General features: G+C 53.3%; 19 protein-coding genes, 1 pseudogene and 1 riboswitch. Of the genes and pseudogenes, 15 read left to right on the top strand and 5 right to left on the bottom strand.

The genetic code is table 11. From position 1 onward, the window contains the following. Nucleotides 1–178 precede the first annotated feature (178 nt). Complete coding sequence (gene espY2, locus ACJHX7_RS14105; RefSeq protein WP_000868329.1) at nucleotides 179–748, bottom strand: T3SS effector EspY2; 570 nt, start codon at nucleotides 746–748, stop codon at nucleotides 179–181. Between the two features lie 240 nt (nucleotides 749–988). After that, a riboswitch (TPP riboswitch) is annotated at nucleotides 989–1088 on the top strand. Nucleotides 1089–1118: 30 nt separating this feature from the next. Here espY2 and thiB point away from each other — a divergent pair. From thiB to thiQ, 3 genes are read left to right on the top strand one after another with little or no spacing between them, the layout of a single operon-like run. Then, nucleotides 1119–2102 carry a thiamine ABC transporter substrate binding subunit gene (gene thiB / locus ACJHX7_RS14100; RefSeq protein ID WP_001330218.1) on the top strand — a complete coding sequence of 328 codons (984 nt, stop codon included), beginning with the start codon at nucleotides 1119–1121 and terminating at the stop codon, nucleotides 2100–2102. Beyond that, the gene (gene thiP, locus ACJHX7_RS14095; protein WP_089582857.1) at nucleotides 2078–3688 is read left to right on the top strand and encodes a thiamine/thiamine pyrophosphate ABC transporter permease ThiP; all 1611 of its coding nucleotides are present in this window, start codon (nucleotides 2078–2080) and stop codon (nucleotides 3686–3688) included. Before thiB ends, thiP begins: the two co-directional genes overlap by 25 nt. Then, on the top strand, nucleotides 3672–4370 hold the full coding sequence (gene thiQ / locus ACJHX7_RS14090) for a thiamine ABC transporter ATP-binding protein ThiQ (protein WP_000916296.1): 699 nt from the start codon (nucleotides 3672–3674) through the stop codon (nucleotides 4368–4370). Before thiP ends, thiQ begins: the two co-directional genes overlap by 17 nt. Before the next feature lie 81 nt (nucleotides 4371–4451). Here the strand turns inward: thiQ and ACJHX7_RS14085 are convergent, their stop codons facing one another. Together ACJHX7_RS14085 and araC are read right to left on the bottom strand one after the other, a co-directional pair. Beyond that, complete coding sequence (locus ACJHX7_RS14085; RefSeq protein WP_001148403.1) at nucleotides 4452–5216, bottom strand: DedA family protein; 765 nt, start codon at nucleotides 5214–5216, stop codon at nucleotides 4452–4454. Between the two features lie 85 nt (nucleotides 5217–5301). After that, nucleotides 5302–6180 (bottom strand): arabinose operon transcriptional regulator AraC, encoded by an 879-nt coding sequence (gene araC, locus ACJHX7_RS14080; protein WP_001300811.1) that lies wholly within the window; start codon nucleotides 6178–6180, stop codon nucleotides 5302–5304. A gap of 338 nt (nucleotides 6181–6518) precedes the next feature. Here araC and araB point away from each other — a divergent pair, with 338 nt between their 5' ends. The 7 genes and pseudogenes from araB to ACJHX7_RS14045 all read left to right on the top strand — a co-directional run. Beyond that, entirely contained in the window at nucleotides 6519–8219 is a 1701-nt protein-coding gene (gene araB / locus ACJHX7_RS14075; RefSeq protein ID WP_000951845.1) for a ribulokinase, read from the top strand. Nucleotides 8220–8229: 10 nt separating this feature from the next. Continuing rightward, nucleotides 8230–9732: an L-arabinose isomerase gene (gene araA, locus ACJHX7_RS14070; protein WP_410231637.1), complete on the top strand. Its 1503-nt coding sequence runs from the start codon at nucleotides 8230–8232 to the stop codon at nucleotides 9730–9732. Between the two features lie 114 nt (nucleotides 9733–9846). Continuing rightward, entirely contained in the window at nucleotides 9847–10542 is a 696-nt protein-coding gene (gene araD, locus ACJHX7_RS14065) for an L-ribulose-5-phosphate 4-epimerase (RefSeq protein ID WP_000888679.1), read from the top strand. A 74-nt stretch (nucleotides 10543–10616) separates the two neighbouring features. After that, nucleotides 10617–12968, top strand: a complete 2352-nt coding sequence (polB, locus tag ACJHX7_RS14060; RefSeq protein WP_000035635.1) for a DNA polymerase II — start codon at nucleotides 10617–10619, stop codon at nucleotides 12966–12968. Nucleotides 12969–13131: 163 nt separating this feature from the next. Beyond that, on the top strand, nucleotides 13132–16038 hold the full coding sequence (gene rapA, locus ACJHX7_RS14055) for an RNA polymerase-associated protein RapA (RefSeq protein WP_001117001.1): 2907 nt from the start codon (nucleotides 13132–13134) through the stop codon (nucleotides 16036–16038). 11 nt (nucleotides 16039–16049) lie between these two features. Beyond that, the gene (gene rluA / locus ACJHX7_RS14050) at nucleotides 16050–16709 is read left to right on the top strand and encodes a bifunctional tRNA pseudouridine(32) synthase/23S rRNA pseudouridine(746) synthase RluA (protein ID WP_000525176.1); all 660 of its coding nucleotides are present in this window, start codon (nucleotides 16050–16052) and stop codon (nucleotides 16707–16709) included. A gap of 210 nt (nucleotides 16710–16919) precedes the next feature. Beyond that, nucleotides 16920–17098, top strand: a pseudogene (locus ACJHX7_RS14045) (transposase DNA-binding-containing protein); the annotation flags it as partial. A gap of 16 nt (nucleotides 17099–17114) precedes the next feature. Here ACJHX7_RS14045 and espY1 read toward each other — a convergent pair. Both espY1 and djlA read right to left on the bottom strand, forming a co-directional pair. Continuing rightward, nucleotides 17115–17873 carry a T3SS effector EspY1 gene (espY1, locus tag ACJHX7_RS14040; protein ID WP_022645166.1) on the bottom strand — a complete coding sequence of 253 codons (759 nt, stop codon included), beginning with the start codon at nucleotides 17871–17873 and terminating at the stop codon, nucleotides 17115–17117. 294 nt (nucleotides 17874–18167) lie between these two features. Then, nucleotides 18168–18983: a co-chaperone DjlA gene (djlA, locus tag ACJHX7_RS14035; protein WP_001200576.1), complete on the bottom strand. Its 816-nt coding sequence runs from the start codon at nucleotides 18981–18983 to the stop codon at nucleotides 18168–18170. Nucleotides 18984–19237: 254 nt separating this feature from the next. Here djlA and lptD point away from each other — a divergent pair, with 254 nt between their 5' ends. The 5 genes from lptD to apaG are packed head-to-tail and all read left to right on the top strand — an operon-like array spanning nucleotide 19238 to nucleotide 25118. Further along, nucleotides 19238–21592, top strand: coding sequence for an LPS assembly protein LptD (gene lptD, locus ACJHX7_RS14030; protein ID WP_410231636.1), 2355 nt, complete (start codon nucleotides 19238–19240; stop codon nucleotides 21590–21592). 52 nt (nucleotides 21593–21644) lie between these two features. Further along, entirely contained in the window at nucleotides 21645–22931 is a 1287-nt protein-coding gene (gene surA, locus ACJHX7_RS14025; protein WP_000800457.1) for a peptidylprolyl isomerase SurA, read from the top strand. Next, nucleotides 22931–23920, top strand: a complete 990-nt coding sequence (gene pdxA / locus ACJHX7_RS14020; protein ID WP_000241247.1) for a 4-hydroxythreonine-4-phosphate dehydrogenase PdxA — start codon at nucleotides 22931–22933, stop codon at nucleotides 23918–23920. Before surA ends, pdxA begins: the two co-directional genes overlap by 1 nt. Further along, nucleotides 23917–24738: a 16S rRNA (adenine(1518)-N(6)/adenine(1519)-N(6))-dimethyltransferase RsmA gene (gene rsmA, locus ACJHX7_RS14015; protein ID WP_001065381.1), complete on the top strand. Its 822-nt coding sequence runs from the start codon at nucleotides 23917–23919 to the stop codon at nucleotides 24736–24738. Before pdxA ends, rsmA begins: the two co-directional genes overlap by 4 nt. Nucleotides 24739–24740: 2 nt before the next feature. Then, the gene (apaG, locus tag ACJHX7_RS14010; protein WP_000610901.1) at nucleotides 24741–25118 is read left to right on the top strand and encodes a Co2+/Mg2+ efflux protein ApaG; all 378 of its coding nucleotides are present in this window, start codon (nucleotides 24741–24743) and stop codon (nucleotides 25116–25118) included. Nucleotides 25119–25122 lie beyond the last annotated feature (4 nt).

Here is a 25122-nt window from a genome sequence, read left to right as displayed (position 1 = left end):
ATAAAATACATTACTTTTATATTTTCTCTGTTTTATGCATCGTCTGATTAGCGTCGCAAATAAGATTAAAGAAGGGGCATTCCAGCCCCTCTTTCATATTCTGAGTTAATCAATAACGGCGCAGTCTGGCCTTGTTCTGGCCGGAACGGTCAGCTTTTTCAGGTTAACCTCGCACAGGTCAGTCATACCATCTGCTATTGTTCATTTCAGCATTGCTCAGGTCAACCTCGAGACGGTCAATACCACAAATGACAACCCCGTTAAAGTAAGCATGACTCAGATCAATGCACCCGGTCCTGGTGTTCTCTTTCATCTGCAACTCCAGAGTAAATATCGCCTCATCGCCAATAAAAAAACTGACTCTTAACGTATCTTTTGGCGAGAGTGAGGCCTTCGCGGCCATATTTTCCGGATCTATTGCATGTTCTTTGAGTTTATTAAAATTTATCAGCCAGTGGGTAAACTTATCACGCGCATCCCCGTCGACAGCCCCGGTAAAGTATTTTGAGTAGTCATCACTATTATGGAAATAAAATGCATCCTTCAGAATTTGCCTTGCCGCAGCCTGGGAATGTTTATCTGACCGGAAGAGATTGCGTAACGTCTCCCATAGCGCTTCAAAGAGATTCATATTCTCGGTCTTTTTGACCAGGTTAAACATCCTCATAATCTGAGAATGAGTAAGGCCTGGATCTTTAGTGGTATTACTAGCAGAGATACTAATCTGTTCTGGGTTTCTTACTTTCATGCTGATAGCTCCACTCTGAGTTAAAAACTCAGAATAAGCGTCCTGAATAAGAATACTGTCAAAAATCGCTCATTCACGCAATAAGCCGTTGCATTACCGATTTTGACTGTGCTAAGGGATTCTTTCGGTTCAAAGCTTCCCAGCTATGCAAATACGTCCTTGATAGCTGAACGAATATTGGCTTTTTTAATACGCCTTCTCTATGGATTGCTGGTTGATAACAAAATCACTACACTAACGCCGTTCTCAACGGGGTGCCACGCAGACGCGTGCGCTGAGAAAATACCCGTCGAACCTGATCCGGATAACGCCGGCGAAGGGATTTGAGGCTCCTTCTCAAGTCCTTTGCCACTCTTTTTTGAGGTGCAAAGTGTTAAAAAAATGTCTTCCCCTGCTGTTGCTGTGCACAGCGCCCGTTTTCGCTAAACCCGTTCTGACCGTCTACACCTACGATTCCTTCGCCGCCGACTGGGGGCCTGGTCCGGTGGTCAAAAAAGCCTTTGAAGCCGACTGTAATTGCGAACTGAAATTGGTAGCGCTGGAAGATGGAGTTTCGCTTCTCAACCGTCTGCGGATGGAAGGCAAAAACAGTAAAGCCGATGTGGTGCTGGGGCTGGATAACAATCTGTTAGACGCCGCCAGTAAAACCGGACTATTTGCCAAAAGCGGCGTGGCAGCGGATACCGTTAACGTTCCCGGCGGCTGGAATAATGACACTTTCGTACCGTTTGATTACGGCTATTTCGCCTTCGTCTATGACAAGAACAAACTAAAAAACCCGCCGCAAAGCCTGAAAGAGCTTGTTGAGAGCGATCAAAACTGGCGGGTGATTTATCAGGATCCGCGCACCAGTACGCCGGGGCTGGGCCTGCTGTTGTGGATGCAAAAAGTCTATGGCGATGACGCCCCACAAGCCTGGCAGAAACTGGCGAAGAAAACGGTCACGGTCACCAAAGGCTGGAGCGAAGCCTACGGCCTGTTTTTAAAAGGTGAAAGCGATCTGGTACTGAGTTACACCACCTCTCCGGCTTATCACATTCTCGAAGAGAAGAAAGATAACTACGCCGCCGCGAACTTCAGCGAAGGTCACTATCTGCAGGTGGAAGTCGCCGCCCGCACCGCTGCCAGCAAGCAGCCGGAGCTGGCGCAAAAATTTCTCCAGTTTATGGTTTCTCCGGCTTTCCAGAATGCGATCCCAACCGGCAACTGGATGTATCCGGTGGCAAATGTCACGCTGCCTGCCGGGTTTGAACAATTGACCAAACCGGCAACCACGCTGGAGTTCACGCCAGCCGAAGTGGCGGCACAACGTCAGGCATGGATTAGCGAATGGCAACGCGCCGTCAGCCGTTAATTCCCGGCTGGTTAATTCCAGGTGTAAGCGCCGCTACGCTTGTGGTGGCGGTTGCGCTGGCGGCGTTTCTCGCCCTGTGGTGGAACGCGCCGCAGGGTGACTGGGTGGCAGTCTGGCAGGACAGCTATCTGTGGCATGTGGTGCGCTTCTCCTTCTGGCAGGCGTTTCTCTCGGCGCTGCTCTCTGTCGTACCCGCGATATTCCTCGCCCGCGCCCTCTATCGCAGGCGCTTTCCGGGTCGGCTGGCGCTGTTGCGTCTGTGCGCAATGACCTTGATCCTCCCGGTGCTGGTCGCTGTTTTCGGCATTCTTAGCGTCTATGGTCGCCAGGGCTGGCTGGCCTCGCTCTGGCAATCACTTGGTCTGGAGTGGACCTTTTCGCCCTACGGCCTGCAAGGCATTTTGCTGGCCCATGTGTTTTTTAATCTGCCGATGGCGAGCCGTTTATTACTCCAGGCACTGGAAAACATTCCCGGCGAACAACGTCAACTTGCCGCACAACTTGGGATGCGCGGCTGGCATTTTTTCCGCTTTGTCGAATGGCCGTGGTTACGTCGACAAATCCCGCCAGTTGCTGCGCTTATCTTTATGCTCTGTTTCGCCAGCTTCGCCACCGTGCTATCGCTGGGGGGCGGTCCGCAGGCGACCACTATCGAGCTGGCTATTTATCAGGCGCTGAGTTACGACTACGATCCTGCCCGCGCGGCGATGCTTGCGCTGATCCAGATGGTGTGTTGCCTTGGGCTGGTGCTGCTGAGTCAGCGATTGAGTAAGGCCATTGCGCCAGGCACCACGCTGCTGCAAGGCTGGCGCGACCCGGACGATCGTCTGCATAGCCGCATTTGCGACACGGTGTTAATTGTGCTGGCGCTGCTGCTATTGCTGCCACCGTTACTGGCGGTGATCGTCGATGGGGTAAATCGCCAGTTGCCGGAAGTGCTGGCACAACCGGTGCTGTGGCAGGCGCTGTGGACCTCGTTGCGTATTGCGCTGGCGGCAGGCGTATTGTGCGTAGTGCTGACCATGATGCTGCTATGGAGCAGTCGCGAACTTCGGGCGCGGCAGAAAATGCTGGCCGGCCAGGCGCTGGAGATGAGCGGCATGTTGATCCTCTCCATGCCGGGGATTGTGCTGGCAACGGGCTTCTTTTTACTGCTCAACAACACTATCGGCCTGCCACAATCTGCTGACGGCATTGTGATTTTCACCAATGCGTTAATGGCGATCCCTTATGCGCTGAAAGTGCTGGAAAACCCGATGCGCGATATCACCGCTCGCTACAACATGTTATGTCAGTCGCTGGGCATTGAAGGCTGGTCACGCTTAAAAGTGGTGGAGCTGCGCGCCCTGAAACGTCCGCTGGCGCAGGCACTGGCCTTTGCTTGTGTGCTGTCGATTGGTGATTTTGGCGTGGTGGCGTTGTTCGGTAACGATGATTTCCGTACCCTGCCGTTTTATCTCTACCAGCAAATTGGCTCCTATCGCAGCCAGGACGGCGCGGTCACCGCGTTAATTATGCTGCTACTCTGTTTTCTGCTGTTTACTGTGATTGAAAAACTACCGGGGCGAAATGTTAAAACTGACTGATATCACCTGGCTTTATCACCATTTGCCGATGCGTTTTAGCTTAACGGTAGAACGCGGCGAGCAGGTGGCGATCCTCGGGCCAAGCGGCGCGGGTAAAAGTACCCTGCTGAATTTGATCGCCGGTTTTCTGACGCCAGCCAGCGGTTCGCTGACTATCGATGGCGTTGATCACACCACGACGCCGCCGTCACGCCGTCCGGTGTCGATGCTGTTTCAGGAAAACAACCTGTTCAGTCACCTGACGGTCGCGCAGAACATCGGGCTGGGGCTAAATCCGGGGTTGAAACTGAACGCGGCACAGCAGGGGAAAATGCACGCGATTGCCCGTCAGATGGGGATTGATAATTTAATAGCGCGGTTACCGGGCGAGCTTTCCGGCGGTCAGCGACAGCGCGTGGCGTTAGCGCGTTGTCTGGTACGCGAACAGCCGATTTTATTGCTCGATGAACCGTTCTCTGCGCTCGATCCGGCGTTACGTCAGGAGATGTTGACGCTGGTGAGCACGAGCTGCCAGCAGCAAAAAATGACGTTATTGATGGTGTCGCACAGTGTGGAAGATGCTGCGCGGATCGCCACGCGCTCGGTGGTGGTCGCCGATGGGCGAATCGCCTGGCAGGGTAAGACCGATGAGCTGTTGAGCGGTAAGGCGAGTGCTTCGGCGCTGTTGGGGATTACAGGTTAAAAGCGCACGGACAGCCCCCTCGCCCCTCCGGGGAGAGGGTTAGGGTGAGGGGAACAAACCAGCGCCGGTGCAAACTATCTCCTAAACCCCAACCACTTTACGCAAAATATCGATATACACCGGCATCAACGGGTGGCGAATTAACACCACCAGCGCCACCACGCCGATGGCAGAAATCAACGGCGTCAGCCACAACAAACGACCGCGCGACAAATAATGACTCAAACGGTCAGTCGCTTTACCGCTGCGCCATAACCGCCAGCACAGCCAGCCCCCAACCCACAAAAATACCGCCGTCGCCAGCAGCAACCATTTAAACTCACCACTCTGCATCCCGGCAGGAATATCGATCGCCGCACCCGCCAGAATCCCCGGCAGGAAGTAAAACGGTGGCCACAGCAGGCAGCCGATAATATTCGGCGTAATAAATTTTGCCACCGGGAGATCCAGCATTCCCGCCACCATTGGCACCAGCGGACGCGTCGGGCCAACAAAGCGACCGACCAGAATGGTGAACATGCTGTGTTGATGCAACGCATGTTCAGTTTTATCGAGTAATGCTTTGTTTTTCTTCAGAAATGACCAGCGATGCAATGGCTTTTTAAAACGCCAGCCCAGCCAGAAAGAGATCCAGTCGCCCAGCAGGCAACCGACGATCCCTGCCAGCCAGGCGTGCCAGAAACTTAACTCGCCACTGCCAATCAGCGCCCCCAGTCCCGCCATTAGCACCGTACCGGGTAAAATCAAACCGACCAGCGCCAGCGACTCCAGAAAGGCCACCAACACCACCGCCATCAATGAATACACGGTGGATTGGGTAATAAAGTGTTCCAGCAATGCTTGCATAATGTGCCTGTCAAATGGACGAAGCAGGGATTCTGCAAACCCTATGCTACTCCGTCAAGCCGTCAATTGTCTGATTCGTTACCAATTATGACAACTTGACGGCTACATCATTCACTTTTTCTTCACAACCGGCACGGAATTCACTTGGGCTGGCCCCGGTGCATTTTTTAAATACTCGCGAGAAATAGAGTTGATCGTCAAAACCAACATTGCGACCGACGGTAGCGATAGGCATCCGGGTGGTGCTCAAAAGCAGCTTCGCCTGACTAATGCGTTGGTCCTCGCGCCAGCTTAAGACGCTAATCCCTAACTGCTGGCGGAAAAGATGTGACAGACGCGACGGCGACAAGCAAACATGCTGTGCGACGCTGGCGATATCAAAATTGCTGTCTGCGAGATGATCGCTGATGTACTGACAAGCCTCGCGTACCCGATTATCCATCGGTGGATGGAGCGACTCGTTAATCGCTTCCATGCGCCGCAGTAACAATTGCTCAAGCAGATTTATCGCCAGCAGCTCCGAATAGCGCCCTTCCCCTTGCCCGGCGTTAATGATTTGCCCAAACAGGTCGCTGAAATGCGGCTGGTGCGCTTCATCCGGGCGAAAGAAACCCGTATTGGCAAATATTGACGGCCAGTTAAGCCATTCATGCCAGTAGGCGCGCGGACGAAAGTAAACCCACTGGTGATACCATTCGCGAGCCTCCGGATGACGACCGTAGTGATGAATCTCTCCTGGCGGGAACAGCAAAATATCACCCGGTCGGCAGACAAATTCTCGTCCCTGATTTTTCACCACCCCCTGGCCGCGTATGGTGAGATTGAGAATATAACCCTTCATTCCCAGTGGTCGGTCGATAAAAAAATCGAGATAACCGTTGGCCTCAATCGGCGTTAAACCCGCCACCAGATGGGCGTTAAACGAGTATCCCGGCAGCAGGGGATCATTTTGCGCTTCAGCCATACTTTTCATACTCCCGCCATTCAGAGAAGAAACCAATTGTCCATATTGCATCAGACATTGCCGTCACCGCGTCTTTTACTGGCTCTTCTCGCTAATCCAACCGGTAACCCCGCTTATTAAAAGCATTCTGTAACAAAGCGGGACCAAAGCCATGACAAAAACGCGTAACAAAAGTGTCTATAATCACGGCAGAAAAGTCCACATTGATTATTTGCACGGCGTCACACTTTGCTATGCCATAGCATTTTTATCCATAAGATTAGCGGATCCTACCTGACGCTTTTTTTCGCAACTCTCTACTGTTTCTCCATACCCGTTTTTTTGGATGGAGTGAAACGATGGCGATTGCAATTGGCCTCGATTTTGGCAGTGATTCTGTGCGAGCTTTGGCGGTGGACTGCGCCACCGGTGAAGAGATCGCCACCAGCGTAGAGTGGTATCCCCGTTGGCAGAAAGGGCAATTTTGTGATGCCCCAAATAACCAGTTCCGTCATCATCCGCGTGACTACATTGAGTCAATGGAAGCGGCGCTGAAAACCGTGCTTGCAGAGCTTAGCGCCGAGCAGCGCGCAGCTGTGGTCGGGATTGGCGTTGACACAACCGGCTCGACGCCCGCACCGATTGACGCGGACGGTAACGTCCTGGCGCTGCGCCCGGAGTTTGCCGAAAACCCGAACGCGATGTTCGTATTGTGGAAAGACCACACCGCGGTTGAAGAAGCGGAAGAGATAACCCGCTTATGTCACACGCCGGGCAACGTTGACTACTCCCGCTATATTGGCGGTATTTATTCCAGCGAATGGTTCTGGGCAAAAATCCTGCATGTGACTCGCCAGGACAGCGCCGTGGCGCAATCTGCCGCATCGTGGATTGAGCTGTGCGACTGGGTGCCAGCTCTGCTTTCCGGTACCACCCGCCCGCAGGATATTCGTCGCGGACGTTGCAGCGCCGGACATAAGTCTCTGTGGCACGAAAGCTGGGGCGGCCTGCCGCCAGCCAGTTTCTTTGATGAGCTGGACCCGATCCTCAATCGCCATTTGCCTTCCCCGCTGTTCACTGATACCTGGACTGCCGATATTCCGGTGGGCACCTTATGCCCGGAATGGGCACAGCGTCTCGGCCTGCCTGAAAGCGTGGTGATTTCCGGCGGCGCGTTTGACTGCCATATGGGCGCAGTTGGTGCAGGCGCACAGCCTAACGCACTGGTAAAAGTTATCGGTACTTCCACCTGCGACATTCTGATTGCCGACAAACAGAGCGTTGGCGAGCGGGCAGTGAAAGGTATTTGCGGTCAGGTTGATGGCAGCGTGGTGCCTGGATTTATCGGTCTGGAAGCAGGCCAATCGGCGTTTGGCGATATCTACGCCTGGTTCGGTCGCGTACTCGGCTGGCCGCTGGAACAGCTTGCCGCCCAGCATCCGGAACTGAAAGAGCAAATCAACGCCAGCCAGAAACAACTGCTTCCGGCGCTGACCGAAGCATGGGCCAAAAATCCGTCTCTGGATCACCTGCCGGTGGTGCTCGACTGGTTTAACGGTCGCCGCACGCCAAACGCTAACCAACGCCTGAAAGGAGTGATTACCGATCTGAACCTCGCTACCGACGCTCCGCTGCTGTTCGGCGGTTTGATTGCTGCCACCGCCTTTGGCGCACGCGCAATCATGGAGTGCTTTACCGATCAGGGGATCGCCGTCAATAACGTAATGGCGCTGGGCGGCATCGCGCGGAAAAACCAGGTCATTATGCAGGCGTGCTGCGACGTGCTGAATCGCCCACTGCAAATTGTTGCCTCTGACCAGTGCTGTGCGCTCGGTGCGGCGATTTTTGCTGCCGTCGCCGCGAAAGTGCACGCAGACATCCCATCAGCCCAGCAAAAAATGGCCAGTGCGGTAGAGAAAACCCTGCAACCGCGCAGCGAACAGGCACAACGCTTTGAACAGCTTTATCGCCGCTATCAGCAATGGGCGATGAGCGCCGAACAACACTATCTTCCAACTTCCGCCCCGGCACAGGCTGCCCAGGCCGTTCCGACTCTATAAGGACACGACAATGACGATTTTTGATAATTATGAAGTGTGGTTTGTAATTGGCAGCCAGCATCTGTATGGCCCGGAAACCCTGCGTCAGGTCACCCAACATGCCGAGCACGTCGTTAATGCGCTGAATACGGAAGCGAAACTGCCCTGCAAACTGGTGCTGAAACCGCTGGGCACCACGCCGGATGAAATCACCGCTATTTGCCGTGACGCGAATTACGACGATCGTTGCGCTGGTCTGGTGGTGTGGCTGCACACCTTCTCCCCGGCCAAAATGTGGATCAACGGCCTGACCATGCTCAACAAACCGTTGCTGCAATTCCACACCCAGTTCAACGCGGCGCTGCCGTGGGACAGCATCGACATGGACTTTATGAACCTGAACCAGACCGCGCATGGCGGTCGCGAGTTCGGCTTCATCGGCGCGCGTATGCGTCAGCAACATGCCGTTGTTACCGGTCACTGGCAGGATAAACAAGCACATGAGCGTATCGGCTCCTGGATGCGTCAGGCGGTATCTAAACAGGATACCCGTCATCTGAAAGTCTGCCGTTTTGGCGATAACATGCGTGAAGTGGCGGTCACCGATGGCGATAAAGTTGCCGCACAGATCAAGTTCGGTTTCTCCGTCAATACCTGGGCGGTTGGCGATCTGGTGCAGGTAGTGAACTCCATCAGCGATGGCGATGTTAACGCGCTGGTCGATGAGTACGAAAGCTGCTACACCATGACGCCTGCGACACAAATCCACGGCGAAAAACGACAGAACGTGCTGGAAGCGGCGCGTATTGAGCTGGGGATGAAGCGTTTCCTGGAACAAGGTGGCTTCCACGCGTTCACCACCACCTTTGAAGATTTGCACGGTCTGAAGCAGCTTCCTGGTCTGGCCGTACAGCGTCTGATGCAGCAGGGCTACGGCTTTGCGGGCGAAGGCGACTGGAAAACTGCCGCCCTGCTTCGCATCATGAAGGTGATGTCAACCGGTCTGCAGGGCGGCACCTCCTTTATGGAGGACTACACTTACCACTTCGAAAAAGGTAATGACCTGGTGCTCGGCTCCCATATGCTGGAAGTCTGTCCGTCGATCGCCGTAGAAGAGAAACCGATCCTCGACGTTCAACACCTCGGTATTGGCGGTAAAGACGATCCTGCCCGCCTGATCTTCAACACTCAAACCGGTCCGGCCATTGTCGCCAGTCTGATTGATCTCGGCGATCGTTACCGTCTGCTGGTTAACTGCATCGACACTGTGAAAACACCGCACTCCCTGCCGAAACTGCCGGTGGCGAATGCGCTGTGGAAAGCGCAACCGGATCTGCCAACTGCTTCCGAAGCGTGGATCCTCGCTGGTGGCGCGCACCATACCGTTTTCAGCTATGCGCTGAACCTCAACGATATGCGCCAGTTCGCCGAGATGCACGACATTGAAATCACAGTGATTGATAACGATACCCGCCTGCCAGCGTTTAAAGACGCGCTGCGCTGGAACGAAGTGTATTACGGATTTCGTCGCTAAGTAGCCGCATCAGGTGTGTAACGCCTGATGCGACGCTGACGCGTCTTATCAGGCCTACACGCTGCGATTTTGTAGGCCGGATAAGCAAAGCGCATCCGGCACGAAGGAGTCAACATGTTAGAAGATCTCAAACGCCAGGTATTAGAAGCCAACCTGGCGCTGCCAAAACATAACCTGGTCACGCTCACATGGGGCAACGTCAGCGCCGTTGATCGCGAGCGCGGCGTCTTGGTGATCAAACCTTCCGGCGTCGATTACAACGTCATGACCGCTGACGATATGGTCGTGGTCAGCATCGAAACCGGTGAAGTGGTTGAAGGAACGAAAAAGCCCTCCTCCGACACGCCAACTCACCGGCTGCTCTATCAGGCATTCCCGTCCATTGGCGGCATTGTGCACACACACTCGCGCCACGCCACCATCTGGGCGCAGGCGGGTCAGTCGATTCCAGCAACCGGTACCACCCACGCCGACTATTTCTACGGCACCATTCCCTGCACCCGCAAAATGACCGACGCAGAAATCAACGGTGAATATGAGTGGGAAACCGGTAACGTCATCGTAGAAACCTTCGAAAAACAGGGTATCGATGCGGCGCAAATGCCCGGCGTCCTGGTCCATTCTCACGGCCCATTTGCATGGGGCAAAAATGCCGAAGATGCAGTGCATAACGCCATCGTGCTGGAAGAGGTCGCTTATATGGGGATATTCTGCCGTCAGTTAGCGCCGCAGTTACCGGATATGCAGCAAACGCTGCTGGATAAACACTATCTGCGTAAGCATGGTGCGAAGGCATATTACGGGCAGTAATGACTGTATAAAACCACAGCCAATCAAACGAAACCAGGCTATAATCAAGCCTGGTTTTTTATTGGATTTTCAGCGTGGCGCAGGCAGGTTTTATCTTAACCCGACACTGGCGGGATACCCCGCAAGGAACCGAAGTTTCCTTTTGGTTAGCGACGGACAACGGGCCGTTGCAGGTTACGCTTGCGCCGCAAGAGTCCGTGGCGTTTATTCCCGCCGATCAGGTTCCCCGCGCCCAGCATATTTTGCAGGGTGAGCAAGGCTTTCGCCTGACGCCGCTGGCGTTAAAGGATTTTCATCGCCAGCCGGTGTATGGCCTTTACTGTCGCGCCCATCGCCAGTTGATGAATTACGAAAAGCGCCTGCGTGAAGGTGGCGTTACCGTCTACGAGGCCGATGTGCGCCCGCCAGAACGCTATCTGATGGAGCGGTTTATCACCTCACCGGTGTGGGTCGAGGGTGATATACGCAATGACGCTATCGTTAATGCCCGTCTGAAACCGCATCCCGACTATCGTCCGCCGCTCAAGTGGGTTTCTATTGATATTGAAACCACCCGCCACGGTGAGCTGTACTGCATCGGCCTGGAAGGTTGCGGGCAGCGCATCGTTTATATGCTGGGGCCAGAGAATGGCGACGCCTCCGCGCTCGATTTCGAACTGGAATACGTCGCCAGCCGCCCGCAGCTACTGGAAAAACTTAACGCCTGGTTTGCCAACTACGATCCTGATGTGATCATCGGTTGGAACGTGGTGCAGTTTGATCTGCGAATGCTGCAAAAACATGCCGAGCGTTACCGTATTCCGCTGCGTCTGGGGCGTGATAACAGCGAGCTGGAGTGGCGCGAGCACGGCTTTAAAAACGGTGTGTTTTTTGCTCAGGTTAAAGGTCGGCTAATTATCGACGGTATCGAGGCACTGAAATCCGCGTTCTGGAATTTCTCTTCATTCTCGTTGGAAACCGTCGCTCAGGAGTTATTAGGCGAAGGAAAATCTATCGATAACCCGTGGGATCGAATGGACGAAATTGACCGCCGTTTCGCCGAAGATAAGCCTGCGCTGGCAACTTATAACCTGAAAGATTGCGAGCTGGTGACGCAGATCTTCCACAAAACTGAAATCATGCCGTTTTTGCTCGAACGGGCGACGGTGAACGGCCTGCCGGTAGATCGACACGGCGGTTCGGTGGCAGCGTTTGGTCATCTCTATTTTCCCCGTATGCATCGCGCTGGTTATGTCGCGCCCAATCTCGGCGAAGTGCCGCCACACGCCAGCCCTGGCGGCTATGTGATGGATTCGCGGCCAGGACTTTATGATTCGGTGCTGGTGCTGGACTACAAAAGCCTGTACCCGTCGATCATCCGCACCTTTCTGATTGATCCCGTCGGGCTGGTGGAAGGCATGGCGCAGCCTGATCCAGAGCACAGCACCGAAGGTTTTCTCGATGCCTGGTTCTCACGGGAGAAACATTGCCTGCCGGAGATTGTGACTAACATCTGGCACGGGCGCGATGAAGCCAAACGTCAGGGTAATAAGCCACTTTCGCAGGCGCTGAAGATCATTATGAATGCCTTTTATGGCGTGCTTGGCACCACCGCCTGCCGCTTCTTCGATCCGCGCCTGGCGTCGTCGATCACCATGCGTGGTCATCAGATCATGCGGCAAACCAAAGCGTTGATTGAAGCGCAGGGCTACGACGTGATCTACGGCGATACCGACTCAACGTTTGTCTGGTTGAAAGGCGCACATTCGGAAGAAGAAGCGGCGAAAATTGGTCGTGCACTGGTGCAGCACGTTAACGCCTGGTGGGCGGAAACGCTGCAAAAACAACGGCTGACCAGCGCACTGGAACTGGAGTATGAAACCCATTTCTGCCGTTTTCTGATGCCAACCATTCGTGGAGCCGATACGGGCAGCAAAAAGCGCTATGCCGGGCTGATTCAGGAGGGCGATAAACAGCGGATGGTGTTTAAAGGGCTGGAAACCGTGCGCACCGACTGGACGCCGCTGGCCCAGCAGTTTCAGCAGGAGCTGTACCTGCGTATCTTCCGCAACGAGCCATATCAGGAGTACGTCCGCGAAACCATCGACAAACTGATGGCGGGTGAACTGGATGCGCGGCTGGTTTACCGAAAACGCCTTCGCCGTCCGCTGAGCGAATATCAGCGTAATGTTCCGCCTCATGTACGCGCCGCTCGCCTTGCCGATGAAGAAAATCAAAAGCGCGGTCGCCCCTTGCAATATCAGAACCGCGGCACCATTAAGTACGTATGGACCACCAACGGCCCGGAGCCGCTGGACTATCAACGTTCACCGCTGGATTACGAACACTATCTGACCCGCCAGCTACAACCCGTGGCGGAGGGAATACTCCCTTTTATTGAGGATAATTTTGCTACACTTATGACCGGGCAACTTGGGCTATTTTGAGCAAAAAAAGAGTTCGCCAGATACCATTTTGATGCGTGACGAATGCTTTGCCATCCAGTACCATAGCGCCCTTTCCATTCCTGGACCTGAATAACACCACTACCTCATAAGCACGGTAGCGGGTGGTTATTGCCTGCAATTAAAGATATAGAGCCGAACACATATGCCTTTTACACTTGGTCAACGCTGGATCAGCGATACAGAAAGCGAATTGGGACTTGGAACCGTTGTCGCGGTGGATGCGCGAACTGTCACTTTACTTTTCCCATCTACTGGTGAAAACCGTCTGTACGCACGCAGTGATTCCCCCGTGACCCGCGTGATGTTCAACCCTGGTGATACCATTACCAGCCATGACGGCTGGCAGATGCAAGTCGAAGAAGTAAAAGAAGAAAATGGCTTGCTGACCTATATCGGTACTCGCCTGGATACTGAAGAGTCCGGCGTAGCCCTGCGTGAAGTTTTCCTTGATAGCAAACTGGTGTTCAGCAAACCGCAGGACCGTCTGTTTGCCGGGCAGATTGACCGTATGGACCGCTTTGCGCTGCGTTATCGCGCGCGTAAGTATTCCAGCGAACAGTTCCGTATGCCGTACAGCGGCCTGCGCGGTCAGCGTACCAGCCTGATCCCCCACCAGCTCAACATCGCTCATGATGTTGGTCGCCGCCACGCGCCGCGCGTCCTGTTGGCTGACGAAGTGGGTTTAGGGAAAACCATTGAAGCCGGGATGATCCTGCATCAGCAACTGCTCTCTGGCGCTGCTGAACGTGTGCTGATTATCGTCCCGGAAACCTTACAGCATCAGTGGCTGGTAGAAATGCTGCGCCGTTTCAACCTGCGCTTTGCTCTGTTTGATGATGAGCGTTATGCCGAAGCTCAGCACGATGCTTACAACCCGTTCGACACCGAACAGCTGGTGATTTGCTCGCTGGATTTTGCCCGTCGTAGCAAACAGCGTCTGGAACATCTCTGTGAAGCCGAGTGGGACCTGCTGGTGGTCGATGAAGCGCATCACCTGGTGTGGAGCGAAGATGCGCCGAGCCGCGAATATCAGGCCATTGAACAACTGGCAGAGCACGTGCCGGGCGTTCTGCTGCTGACCGCAACCCCGGAACAACTGGGGATGGAAAGCCACTTCGCCCGTCTGCGTCTGCTGGACCCGAACCGTTTCCACGATTTTGCGCAATTCGTTGAAGAGCAGAAAAATTATCGTCCGGTTGCGGACGCCGTTGCCATGCTGCTGGCAGGTAACAAACTGAGCAATGATGAACTGAACATGCTCGGTGAGATGATCGGCGAGCAGGATATCGAGCCGCTGTTGCAAGCAGCAAACAGCGACAGCGAAGATGCACAGAGCGCCCGTCAGGAGCTGGTTTCGATGCTGATGGATCGCCACGGCACCAGCCGCGTGCTGTTCCGTAACACGCGTAACGGTGTGAAAGGCTTCCCGAAACGCGAGCTGCACACCATTAAGCTGCCGCTGCCGACACAGTATCAGACGGCTATTAAAGTCTCCGGCATTATGGGCGCACGCAAAAGTGCGGAAGACCGCGCTCGCGATATGCTCTACCCGGAGCGTATTTATCAGGAATTTGAAGGTGATAACGCCACCTGGTGGAACTTCGATCCGCGCGTTGAGTGGCTGATGGGCTACCTGACCAGCCATCGCTCTCAGAAAGTGCTGGTGATCTGTGCCAAAGCTGCCACTGCGCTGCAACTGGAGCAGGTACTGCGCGAACGTGAAGGTATTCGCGCCGCGGTATTCCACGAAGGTATGTCGATTATTGAACGTGACCGCGCTGCCGCCTGGTTTGCTGAAGAAGACACCGGTGCGCAGGTACTGCTGTGCTCGGAAATCGGTTCTGAAGGACGTAACTTCCAGTTCGCCAGCCACATGGTGATGTTTGACCTGCCATTCAACCCGGATCTGCTGGAGCAGCGTATTGGTCGTCTGGATCGTATCGGCCAGGCGCACGATATTCAGATCCATGTGCCTTATCTGGAGAAAACCGCTCAGTCGGTGCTAGTGCGCTGGTATCACGAAGGTCTGGATGCATTCGAGCACACCTGCCCGACCGGACGCACTATCTACGATAGCGTGTACAACGATTTGATTAACTATCTGGCCTCGCCGGATGAGACCGAAGGCTTTGATGATCTGATCAAAAACTGCCGCGAGCAGCACGAAGCGCTGAAAGCACAGCTGGAGCAGGGTCGTGACCGCCTGCTGGAAATCCATTCCAACGGTGGCGAAAAAGCCCAGGCACTGGCAGAAAGCATTGAAGAGCAGGATGACGATACCAACCTGATCGCCTTCGCTATGAACCTGTTCGATATCATCGGTATCAATCAGGACGATCGCGGCGACAACATGATCGTGCTGACGCCGTCCGATCATATGCTGGTGCCGGACTTCCCTGGCCTGTCGGAAGATGGCATCACCATCACCTTCGACCGTGAAGTGGCGCTGGCGCGTGAAGATGCGCAGTTTATTACCTGGGAGCATCCGCTGATCCGCAACGGTCTGGATCTGATCCTTTCTGGCGATACTGGTAGCAGCACGATTTCACTGTTGAAAAACAAAGCGTTGCCGGTAGGTACGCTGTTGGTGGAACTGATTTATGTCGTTGAAGCCCAGGCTCCGAAGCAGTTGCAGCTCAACCGCTTCCTGCCACCGACGCCGGTACGTATGCTGCTGGATAAAAACGGCAACAACCTGGCGGCGCAGGTAGAATTTGAAACCTTTAACCGTCAGCTTAACGCGGTTAACCGTCACACCGGCAGCAAACTGGTTAACGCCGTGCAGCAGGATGTTCACGCTATCCTTCAGCTGGGTGAAGCGCAGATCGAGAAATCTGCCCGTGCACTGATTGATGCCGCACGTAACGAAGCCGACGAAAAACTGTCTGCCGAGCTGTCTCGTCTGGAAGCGCTGCGCGCAGTGAACCCGAACATTCGTGACGACGAACTGACCGCCATTGAGAGCAACCGTCAGCAGGTAATGGAAAGCCTGGATCAGGCAGGCTGGCGTCTGGATGCCCTGCGTTTGATCGTTGTGACGCATCAGTAACGGAGCCGAAAATGGGGATGGAAAACTACAATCCACCGCAGGAACCCTGGTTGGTTATCCTGTATCAGGATGACCACATTATGGTGGTCAACAAGCCGAGCGGTTTGTTGTCTGTGCCGGGTCGTCTGGAAGAGCACAAAGACAGCGTGATGACGCGCATTCAGCGTGATTATCCGCAGGCAGAATCGGTGCATCGTCTGGATATGGCTACCAGCGGTGTGATTGTAGTGGCGCTGACCAAAGCCGCGGAGCGGGAGTTAAAACGCCAGTTCCGCGAGCGCGAGCCGAAAAAGCAGTATGTGGCCCGCGTCTGGGGGCATCCATCCCCTGCGGAAGGTCTGGTAGATCTGCCGCTGATTTGCGACTGGCCAAACCGCCCGAAACAGAAAGTCTGTTACGAAACAGGTAAACCTGCGCAGACGGAATATGAAGTGGTGGAGTATGCGGCGGATAACACGGCAAGAGTGGTGTTAAAACCGATTACCGGGCGTTCGCATCAGTTGCGTGTGCATATGCTGGCGCTGGGTCATCCGATTCTCGGCGATCGTTTTTATGCATCACCAGAAGCGAGAGCAATGGCACCACGTTTGTTGCTACATGCAGAGATGCTGACGATTACCCATCCGGCGTATGGCAATAGTATGACGTTTAAAGCGCCAGCGGATTTTTAACCTTTCCTGTATGTTTATACCCTCATCCTAAGGGCTGCCTCTTGTACATAAATCCCCAAGTCCGGGGATTTTTTTTTCTGCCAAACTGCTTTCAGTTGTTGCGTGTGGCTACGCTTTCCATTCGGTAATTCCCTTTCTGCGCCACTGCGATTTTTTGAACTTTTTTTCACCCGTTGATCGTCTCTAATATTTCATTTTATCGGGTTTGTTATGGTCCTTTCTGATTGTTATTCATGGGCTAATTAGCAGTCTGGTTGGCGATGCCCATCTCGGTGATCCGCGTCGTGCACGACGCCTTGCGTCACCAGCCTCTTCTCTAGCTCATCATGCAGGTCTTTCTAATTGTGAAATCATCCCACGCTACTGCTAAGGTTGAAGGGGCGTTCCAGCCCCTTCAACCTTAGCTTATTCTGGATCATTCAATAATTGCGTTGGCAATAATTTTTCAGCAGTACTTTGTTTAGTAGCAACTCCTTCAGTAACAATTTTTTTTGGGGTGATTTTATTAATAATAATTACCTCAGCATATAGGCGGGTAGCACCGTCCACGGTAGCACCGTCCAGGATAGCACCGTCCAGGGTAGCACCGTCCAGGTTAGCATTCCACCCAGGTTCCAAGTAAAGGGCTTTTTTATCTATTATTGTTTTTTTACCAAGGTAACAATTCCTCATGTCAACGCCGGGAAGGTAAGCCTTTCTAAGATCAACGCCCAAGCTACCGAGGCCCTTGCACAGCTGCAACGTCTGAGTACATATCTCATTATTTTCAATTAAAAAAGTGACACTTAACTCGATATCACCGAAGGCCTGGGCGACCCAGCGCATATTGCCCTTTGCGACCATCTCATCCGGATTTTTTGCGCATGTTTTGAGTTTATTGAATAATTCCAGACTATGGATAAACTTTTCTCTCTCATTCTCGTCGATAGCCCCAGTAAAGTATTCTGAGGCGTTGATGTTGCCAGCCTTGTTATTCACGAAATTGAACAGAAGTTTATAAGCCTCAGGCTGTTTATCTGACCAGAACAGATGACGTAACGTCTCCCACAAGCGTTGAAAGATATTCATCTTCACGTCCATCTTGTCCCCGCTCACCATCTTATAAATATCGTTATTGCTCATATTTAAAAGTGTAGCCGGCATGCCTGGAACTGATACTTTCATGGTAATAGCCTCGCATTGAGTTAAAAACTCATCATGCGCACTCTGAATAAATATACTTTCAAAAATCGCTCATTCAGATATGTGTTTTTTATTTTTAAGACGTAAAAATATAATTCCGCTCGTCGTAAAGCTCTCAACCTTAAGCAGGGTCAACGCGATAAAACCAACAGAACCCCTCCCGTAAACCGTGCATTGAGCCTGTCCACCATTCTGAGTAAACGCCTTTTCTCAAAGAAGTGACCGCCAGGGCGGCCACCTTTAATCGTGGGCAGTTACTCAGCATCATTTACAGGGTCATTTAAACCCTTTCTGCTGCTTTATCAGCTCATAGGCCTGCTGTATTTCCTGCGCTTTTTGCTTCGCCATCTCCATCATCTCAGGCGGCAAACCTTTCGCCACCAGCTTATCGGGATGGTGTTCACTCATCAGCTTACGGTAGGCACGTTTGATGGTGGTCGCATCATCCGTCGGCTTCACGCCCAGCACATTACAGGCATCTTCCAGCGTCGGGCCACGCTGGGTTTGTTGCCAGTTACCACCGCCAGATTGCTGCTGATAACCGCCGCCAAACTGCGCCCCGCCCTGCATCATGCGCAAAAACTGGTCAAACTGGGCGCGGGAGATGCCTAACTCTTCGGCAATGACATACAGCACCGCCCGTTCATTCGGGTGCAGTGAACCATCAGCAAACGCCGCCTGAATCTGGATCTCCAGAAACATACGAATTAAGTCAAAACGACCAAAGCAGACACTGCGAAACTGACGCATCTTTTCGCGCAGCGGGTAATTGTCTGATTTTCCCACCCGGAACGCGTTTTGCGCCGCAGTACGGGAAGCGCCATGAAGGTTCATTCGGTCCATCAACTGGCTGGCGATATGAATATCAGCCTCCGTGACGCGACCTTTGGATTTGGTTAAATGGCCCATCACTTCAAAAGTGGTGGCAAAAAACAGCGCCTGACGCTCACGCTGGTTGGCGAACCACGCCATTTTACGGCTACGGGCTTTATCAAACATATGGCCAATTAACAGGCCTAACACTACGCCCCAAAAGCCGCCGCCCATCAGTAAGGCCACGGCCACGCCAATGATTTTTCCCCAATACTGCATATATTCCCCAAATCGACACACGGATATCAGGGCTATCTCCCACAATATAAAGGTGCTTTTACCGTTTTCCGGCTGCGGTCAATTGTGGGACATCGCCTATAATTTGCATTATCATACCTGTCATTCAATGCCGTGCCTAACACCACTGACGCTATTCGGACAGGATTAACACTAGCGTAGAGATGACGAGTACGTTAGTCTCTGACCGTTTGTCACGCGCAACGTTACCGATGATGGAACAATAAAATCAACGTATGAAAAAACGTATCCCCACTCTCCTGGCCACCATGATTGCCACCGCCCTTTATAGTCAACAGGGACTGGCAGCCGACCTCGCCTCACAGTGCATGTTGGGCGTGCCAAGCTATGACCGTCCTCTGGTACAGGGCGATACCAATGACTTACCCGTGACTATCAATGCTGACCACGCGAAAGGGGACTACCCGGATGACGCCGTGTTTACTGGCAGCGTGGATATCATGCAGGGTAACAGCCGTCTGCAGGCCGACGAAGTGCAGCTCCATCAAAAAGAGGCACCAGGACAACCGGAGCCGGTACGTACCGTTGATGCGCTCGGTAATGTCCATTACGACGATAACCAGGTGATCCTCAAAGGGCCGAAAGGCTGGGCGAATCTGAACACCAAAGATACCAATGTCTGGGAAGGTGATTACCAGATGGTGGGTCGTCAGGGCCGCGGTAAAGCGGACCTGATGAAACAACGTGGCGAAAACCGCTATACCATTCTGGATAACGGTAGCTTTACCTCCTGTCTGCCGGGTTCTGACACATGGAGCGTGGTAGGTAGCGAAATTATTCATGACCGCGAAGAACAAGTTGCGGAGATCTGGAACGCCCGCTTTAAGGTGGGTCCGGTACCGATCTTTTATAGCCCCTATTTGCAGTTGCCGGTGGGTGACAAACGTCGCTCTGGTTTCTTGATCCCGAACGCCAAGTACACCACCACCAACTACTTTGAGTTCTACCTGCCATATTACTGGAACATCGCGCCAAATATGGATGCCACCATCACGCCGCATTATATGCATCGTCGTGGCAATATCATGTGGGAGAACGAATTCCGCTACCTCTCCCAGGCGGGCGCTGGCTTGATGGAACTGGACTATCTGCCTTCAGATAAAGTCTATGAAGATGAACACCCGAACGATGACAGTTCACGTCGTTGGTTATTCTACTGGAACCACTCCGGGGTCATGGATCAGGTGTGGCGTTTCAACGTCGACTACACCAAGGTCAGCGATCCTAGCTACTTCAATGATTTCGATAACAAGTACGGTTCCAGTACTGACGGCTACGCAACGCAAAAATTCAGCGTTGGCTATGCAGTGCAAAACTTCAATGCCACCGTTTCAACCAAGCAGTTCCAGGTCTTCAGCGAACAGAACCCCAGTAGCTACTCGGCAGAGCCGCAGTTAGACGTTAACTACTACCAGAATGATGTTGGTCCGTTTGATACACGCATTTACGGTCAGGCAGTGCACTTTGTTAACACCAGAGACGACATGCCTGAAGCAACCCGTGTTCACCTGGAACCGACCATCAATTTGCCGCTCTCTAATAACTGGGGCAGCATCAATACCGAAGCGAAGTTGCTGGCAACCCATTATCAGCAAACTAATCTTGACTGGTATAACTCCAGAAACACAACCAAGCTGGACGAATCCGTTAACCGCGTAATGCCGCAATTCAAAGTTGACGGCAAAATGGTCTTTCAACGCGATATGGAAATGCTGGCTCCGGGTTATACCCAAACGTTGGAACCGCGCGCGCAGTATTTGTACGTGCCGTATCGCGATCAGAGCGACATCTATAACTACGACTCATCTCTGCTGCAATCTGACTACTCTGGCCTGTTCCGGGACCGGACTTACGGCGGTCTTGACCGTATTGCCTCCGCTAACCAGGTGACGACCGGTGTCACATCTCGCATATATGATGATGCTGCCGTTGAACGTTTTAATATTTCCGTTGGTCAAATCTACTATTTCACGGAGTCTCGCACTGGCGATGACAACATAACATGGGAGAATGACGACAAAACGGGCTCACTGGTGTGGGCAGGCGATACTTACTGGCGTATCTCCGAGCGTTGGGGATTGCGTGGCGGGATTCAGTACGATACACGTCTGGATAACGTAGCGACCAGTAACTCCAGCATTGAATACCGTCGGGATGAAGACCGTCTGGTACAGCTGAATTACCGTTACGCCAGCCCGGAATATATTCAGGCTACGCTGCCTAAGTACTATTCCACAGCTGAGCAATATAAGAATGGTATTTCACAGGTAGGTGCCGTCGCCAGCTGGCCAATTGCCGATCGTTGGTCAATTGTTGGGGCCTACTACTACGACACCAATGCGAACAAGCAAGCCGACTCTATGTTAGGTGTGCAATACAGCTCCTGCTGCTATGCAATTCGCGTCGGTTACGAGCGGAAGCTGAACGGTTGGGATAACGATAAACAACATGCGGTATATGACAACGCAATCGGCTTTAACATCGAACTTCGCGGCCTGAGCTCCAACTACGGTCTGGGTACGCAAGAGATGCTGCGTTCGAACATTCTGCCGTATCAAAACACTTTGTGATTTGTTGATTTACCACGTAATCCGCAGTGCGGTTAATTGAAATGGAAAAAGTATGAAGAACTGGAAAACGCTGCTTCTCGGTATCGCCATGATCGCGAATACCAGTTTCGCTGCCCCCCAGGTAGTCGATAAAGTCGCAGCCGTCGTCAATAACGGCGTCGTGCTGGAAAGCGACGTTGATGGATTAATGCAGTCGGTAAAACTGAACGCTGCTCAGGCAAGGCAGCAACTTCCTGATGACGCGACGCTGCGCCACCAAATCATGGAACGTTTGATCATGGATCAAATCATCCTGCAGATGGGGCAGAAAATGGGAGTGAAAATCTCCGATGAGCAGCTGGATCAGGCGATTGCTAACATCGCGAAACAGAACAACATGACGCTGGATCAGATGCGCAGCCGTCTGGCTTACGATGGTCTGAACTACAACACCTATCGTAACCAGATCCGCAAAGAGATGATTATCTCTGAAGTGCGTAACAACGAGGTGCGTCGTCGCATCACCATCCTGCCGCAGGAAGTCGAATCCCTGGCGCAGCAGGTGGGTAACCAAAACGACGCCAGCACTGAGCTGAACCTGAGCCACATCCTGATCCCGCTGCCGGAAAACCCGACCTCTGATCAAGTGAACGAAGCGGAAAGCCAGGCGCGCGCCATTGTCGATCAGGCGCGTAACGGCGCTGATTTCGGTAAGCTGGCGATTGCTCATTCTGCCGACCAGCAGGCGCTGAACGGCGGCCAGATGGGCTGGGGCCGTATTCAGGAGTTGCCGGGGATCTTCGCCCAGGCATTAAGCACCGCGAAGAAAGGCGACATTGTTGGCCCGATTCGTTCCGGCGTTGGCTTCCATATTCTGAAAGTTAACGACCTGCGCGGCGAAAGCAAAAATATTTCGGTGACCGAAGTTCATGCTCGCCATATTCTGCTGAAACCGTCGCCGATCATGACTGACGAACAGGCCCGTGTGAAACTGGAACAAATTGCTGCAGATATCAAGAGCGGTAAAACTACGTTTGCCGCTGCAGCGAAAGAGTTTTCTCAGGATCCAGGCTCTGCTAACCAGGGCGGTGATCTCGGTTGGGCTACACCAGATATTTTCGATCCGGCCTTCCGTGACGCCCTGACCCGCCTGAACAAAGGTCAAATGAGTGCACCGGTTCACTCTTCATTCGGCTGGCATTTAATCGAACTGCTGGATACCCGTAATGTCGATAAAACCGACGCGGCGCAGAAAGATCGTGCGTACCGCATGCTGATGAACCGTAAGTTCTCGGAAGAAGCAGCAAGCTGGATGCAGGAACAACGTGCCAGCGCCTACGTTAAAATCCTGAGCAACTAATGGTTAAAACCCAACGTGTTGTGATCACTCCCGGCGAGCCCGCCGGGATTGGCCCGGACTTAGTTGTCCAGCTTGCACAGCGTGAGTGGCCAGTCGAACTGGTTGTTTGTGCCGATGCCACTCTTCTTACCGACCGGGCAGCGATGCTCGGTTTGCCGCTCACCCTCCGCCCTTATTCCCCCAACTCCCCTGCACAACCGCAAACTGCGGGCACATTAACGCTACTTCCTGTCGCGCTACGTGAATCTGTCACTGCGGGGCAGTTAGCGGTTGAAAATGGGCATTATGTGGTGGAAACGCTGGCGCGAGCGTGTGATGGCTGTCTGAACGGTGAATTTGCTGCGCTGATCACAGGCCCCGTGCATAAAGGCGTCATTAACGACGCAGGCATTCCGTTTACCGGTCATACCGAGTTTTTCGAAGAGCGTTCGCAGGCGAAAAAAGTGGTGATGATGCTTGCGACCGAAGAACTTCGCGTGGCGCTGGCAACGACGCATTTACCGCTGCGCGATATCGCAGATGCTATCACCCCTGCGCTTTTGCACGAAGTGATTGCTATTTTGCATCACGATTTGCGGACCAAATTTGGTATTGCCGAACCGCGCATTCTGGTCTGCGGGCTGAATCCGCACGCAGGCGAAGGCGGTCATATGGGTACGGAAGAGATAGACACCATTATTCCGGTGCTCGACGAGCTGCGGGCGCAGGGGATGAAACTCAACGGGCCGCTGCCTGCCGATACCCTGTTTCAGCCGAAATATCTTGATAACGCCGACGCCGTGCTGGCGATGTACCACGATCAGGGTCTTCCCGTGCTAAAATACCAGGGCTTCGGGCGCGGTGTGAACATTACGCTGGGCCTGCCCTTTATTCGCACATCAGTGGACCACGGCACCGCGCTTGAACTGGCGGGACGTGGTAAAGCCGATGTCGGCAGTTTTATTACGGCGCTTAATCTCGCCATCAAAATGATTGTTAACACCCAATGAATAATCGAGTCCACCAGGGCCACTTAGCCCGTAAACGTTTCGGGCAAAACTTTCTCAACGATCAGTTCGTGATCGACAGCATTGTTTCTGCCATTAATCCGCAGAAGGGCCAGGCGATGGTCGAAATCGGCCCCGGTCTGGCGGCATTGACCGAACCGGTCGGTGAACGTCTGGACCAGCTGACGGTCATCGAACTTGACCGCGATCTGGCGGCACGTCTGCAAACGCATCCATTCTTAGGCCCGAAACTGACGATTTATCAGCAGGATGCGATGACCTTTAACTTTGGCGAACTGGCCGAGAAAATGGGTCAGCCGCTGCGTGTTTTCGGCAACCTGCCTTATAACATCTCCACGCCGTTGATGTTCCATCTGTTTAGCTATACTGATGCCATTGCCGACATGCACTTTATGTTGCAAAAAGAGGTGGTGAATCGTCTGGTTGCAGGACCGAACAGCAAAGCGTATGGTCGATTAAGCGTCATGGCGCAATACTATTGCAACGTGATCCCGGTGCTGGAAGTTCCGCCGTCAGCCTTTACACCACCACCCAAAGTGGATTCCGCCGTCGTGCGCCTGGTCCCTCATGCAACGATGCCTCACCCGGTTAAAGATGTTCGCGTGTTGAGCCGCATCACCACCGAAGCCTTTAACCAGCGTCGTAAAACCATTCGTAACAGCCTCGGCAACCTGTTTAGCGTCGAGGTGTTAACCGGAATGGGGATCGACCCGGCGATGCGAGCGGAAAATATCTCTGTCGCGCAATATTGCCAGATGGCGAACTATCTGGCGGAGAACGCGCCTTTGCAGGAGAGTTAACGATGATCAATTCGCCCCGAGTGTGTATTCAGGTTCAAAGCGTCTACATTGAGGCACAATCTTCACCTGATAATGAACGTTACGTTTTTGCTTATACCGTAACCATACGCAATCTGGGGCGAGCGCCAGTGCAGTTGTTGGGGCGTTACTGGCTGATCACCAATGGCAATGGCCGTGAAACCGAAGTCCAGGGCGAAGGAGTGGTTGGCGTCCAGCCACTTATCGCGCCTGGCGAAGAGTACCAGTACACCAGCGGTGCAATCATTGAAACCCCGCTGGGCACCATGCAGGGTCACTACGAAATGATCGATGAAAATGGCGTCCCTTTCAGCATCGACATTCCCGTATTCCGACTCGCCGTTCCCACACTCATTCATTAAAAGA

Origin of the sequence: Escherichia sp. WS1451, assembly GCF_046487365.1 — a bacterium.
Taxonomy (GTDB): Bacteria; Pseudomonadota; Gammaproteobacteria; order Enterobacterales; family Enterobacteriaceae; genus Escherichia; species Escherichia coli.
The sequence above is the reverse complement of the archived record's forward strand: the minus strand, read 5'-3'. Positions and strand labels throughout refer to the sequence as shown.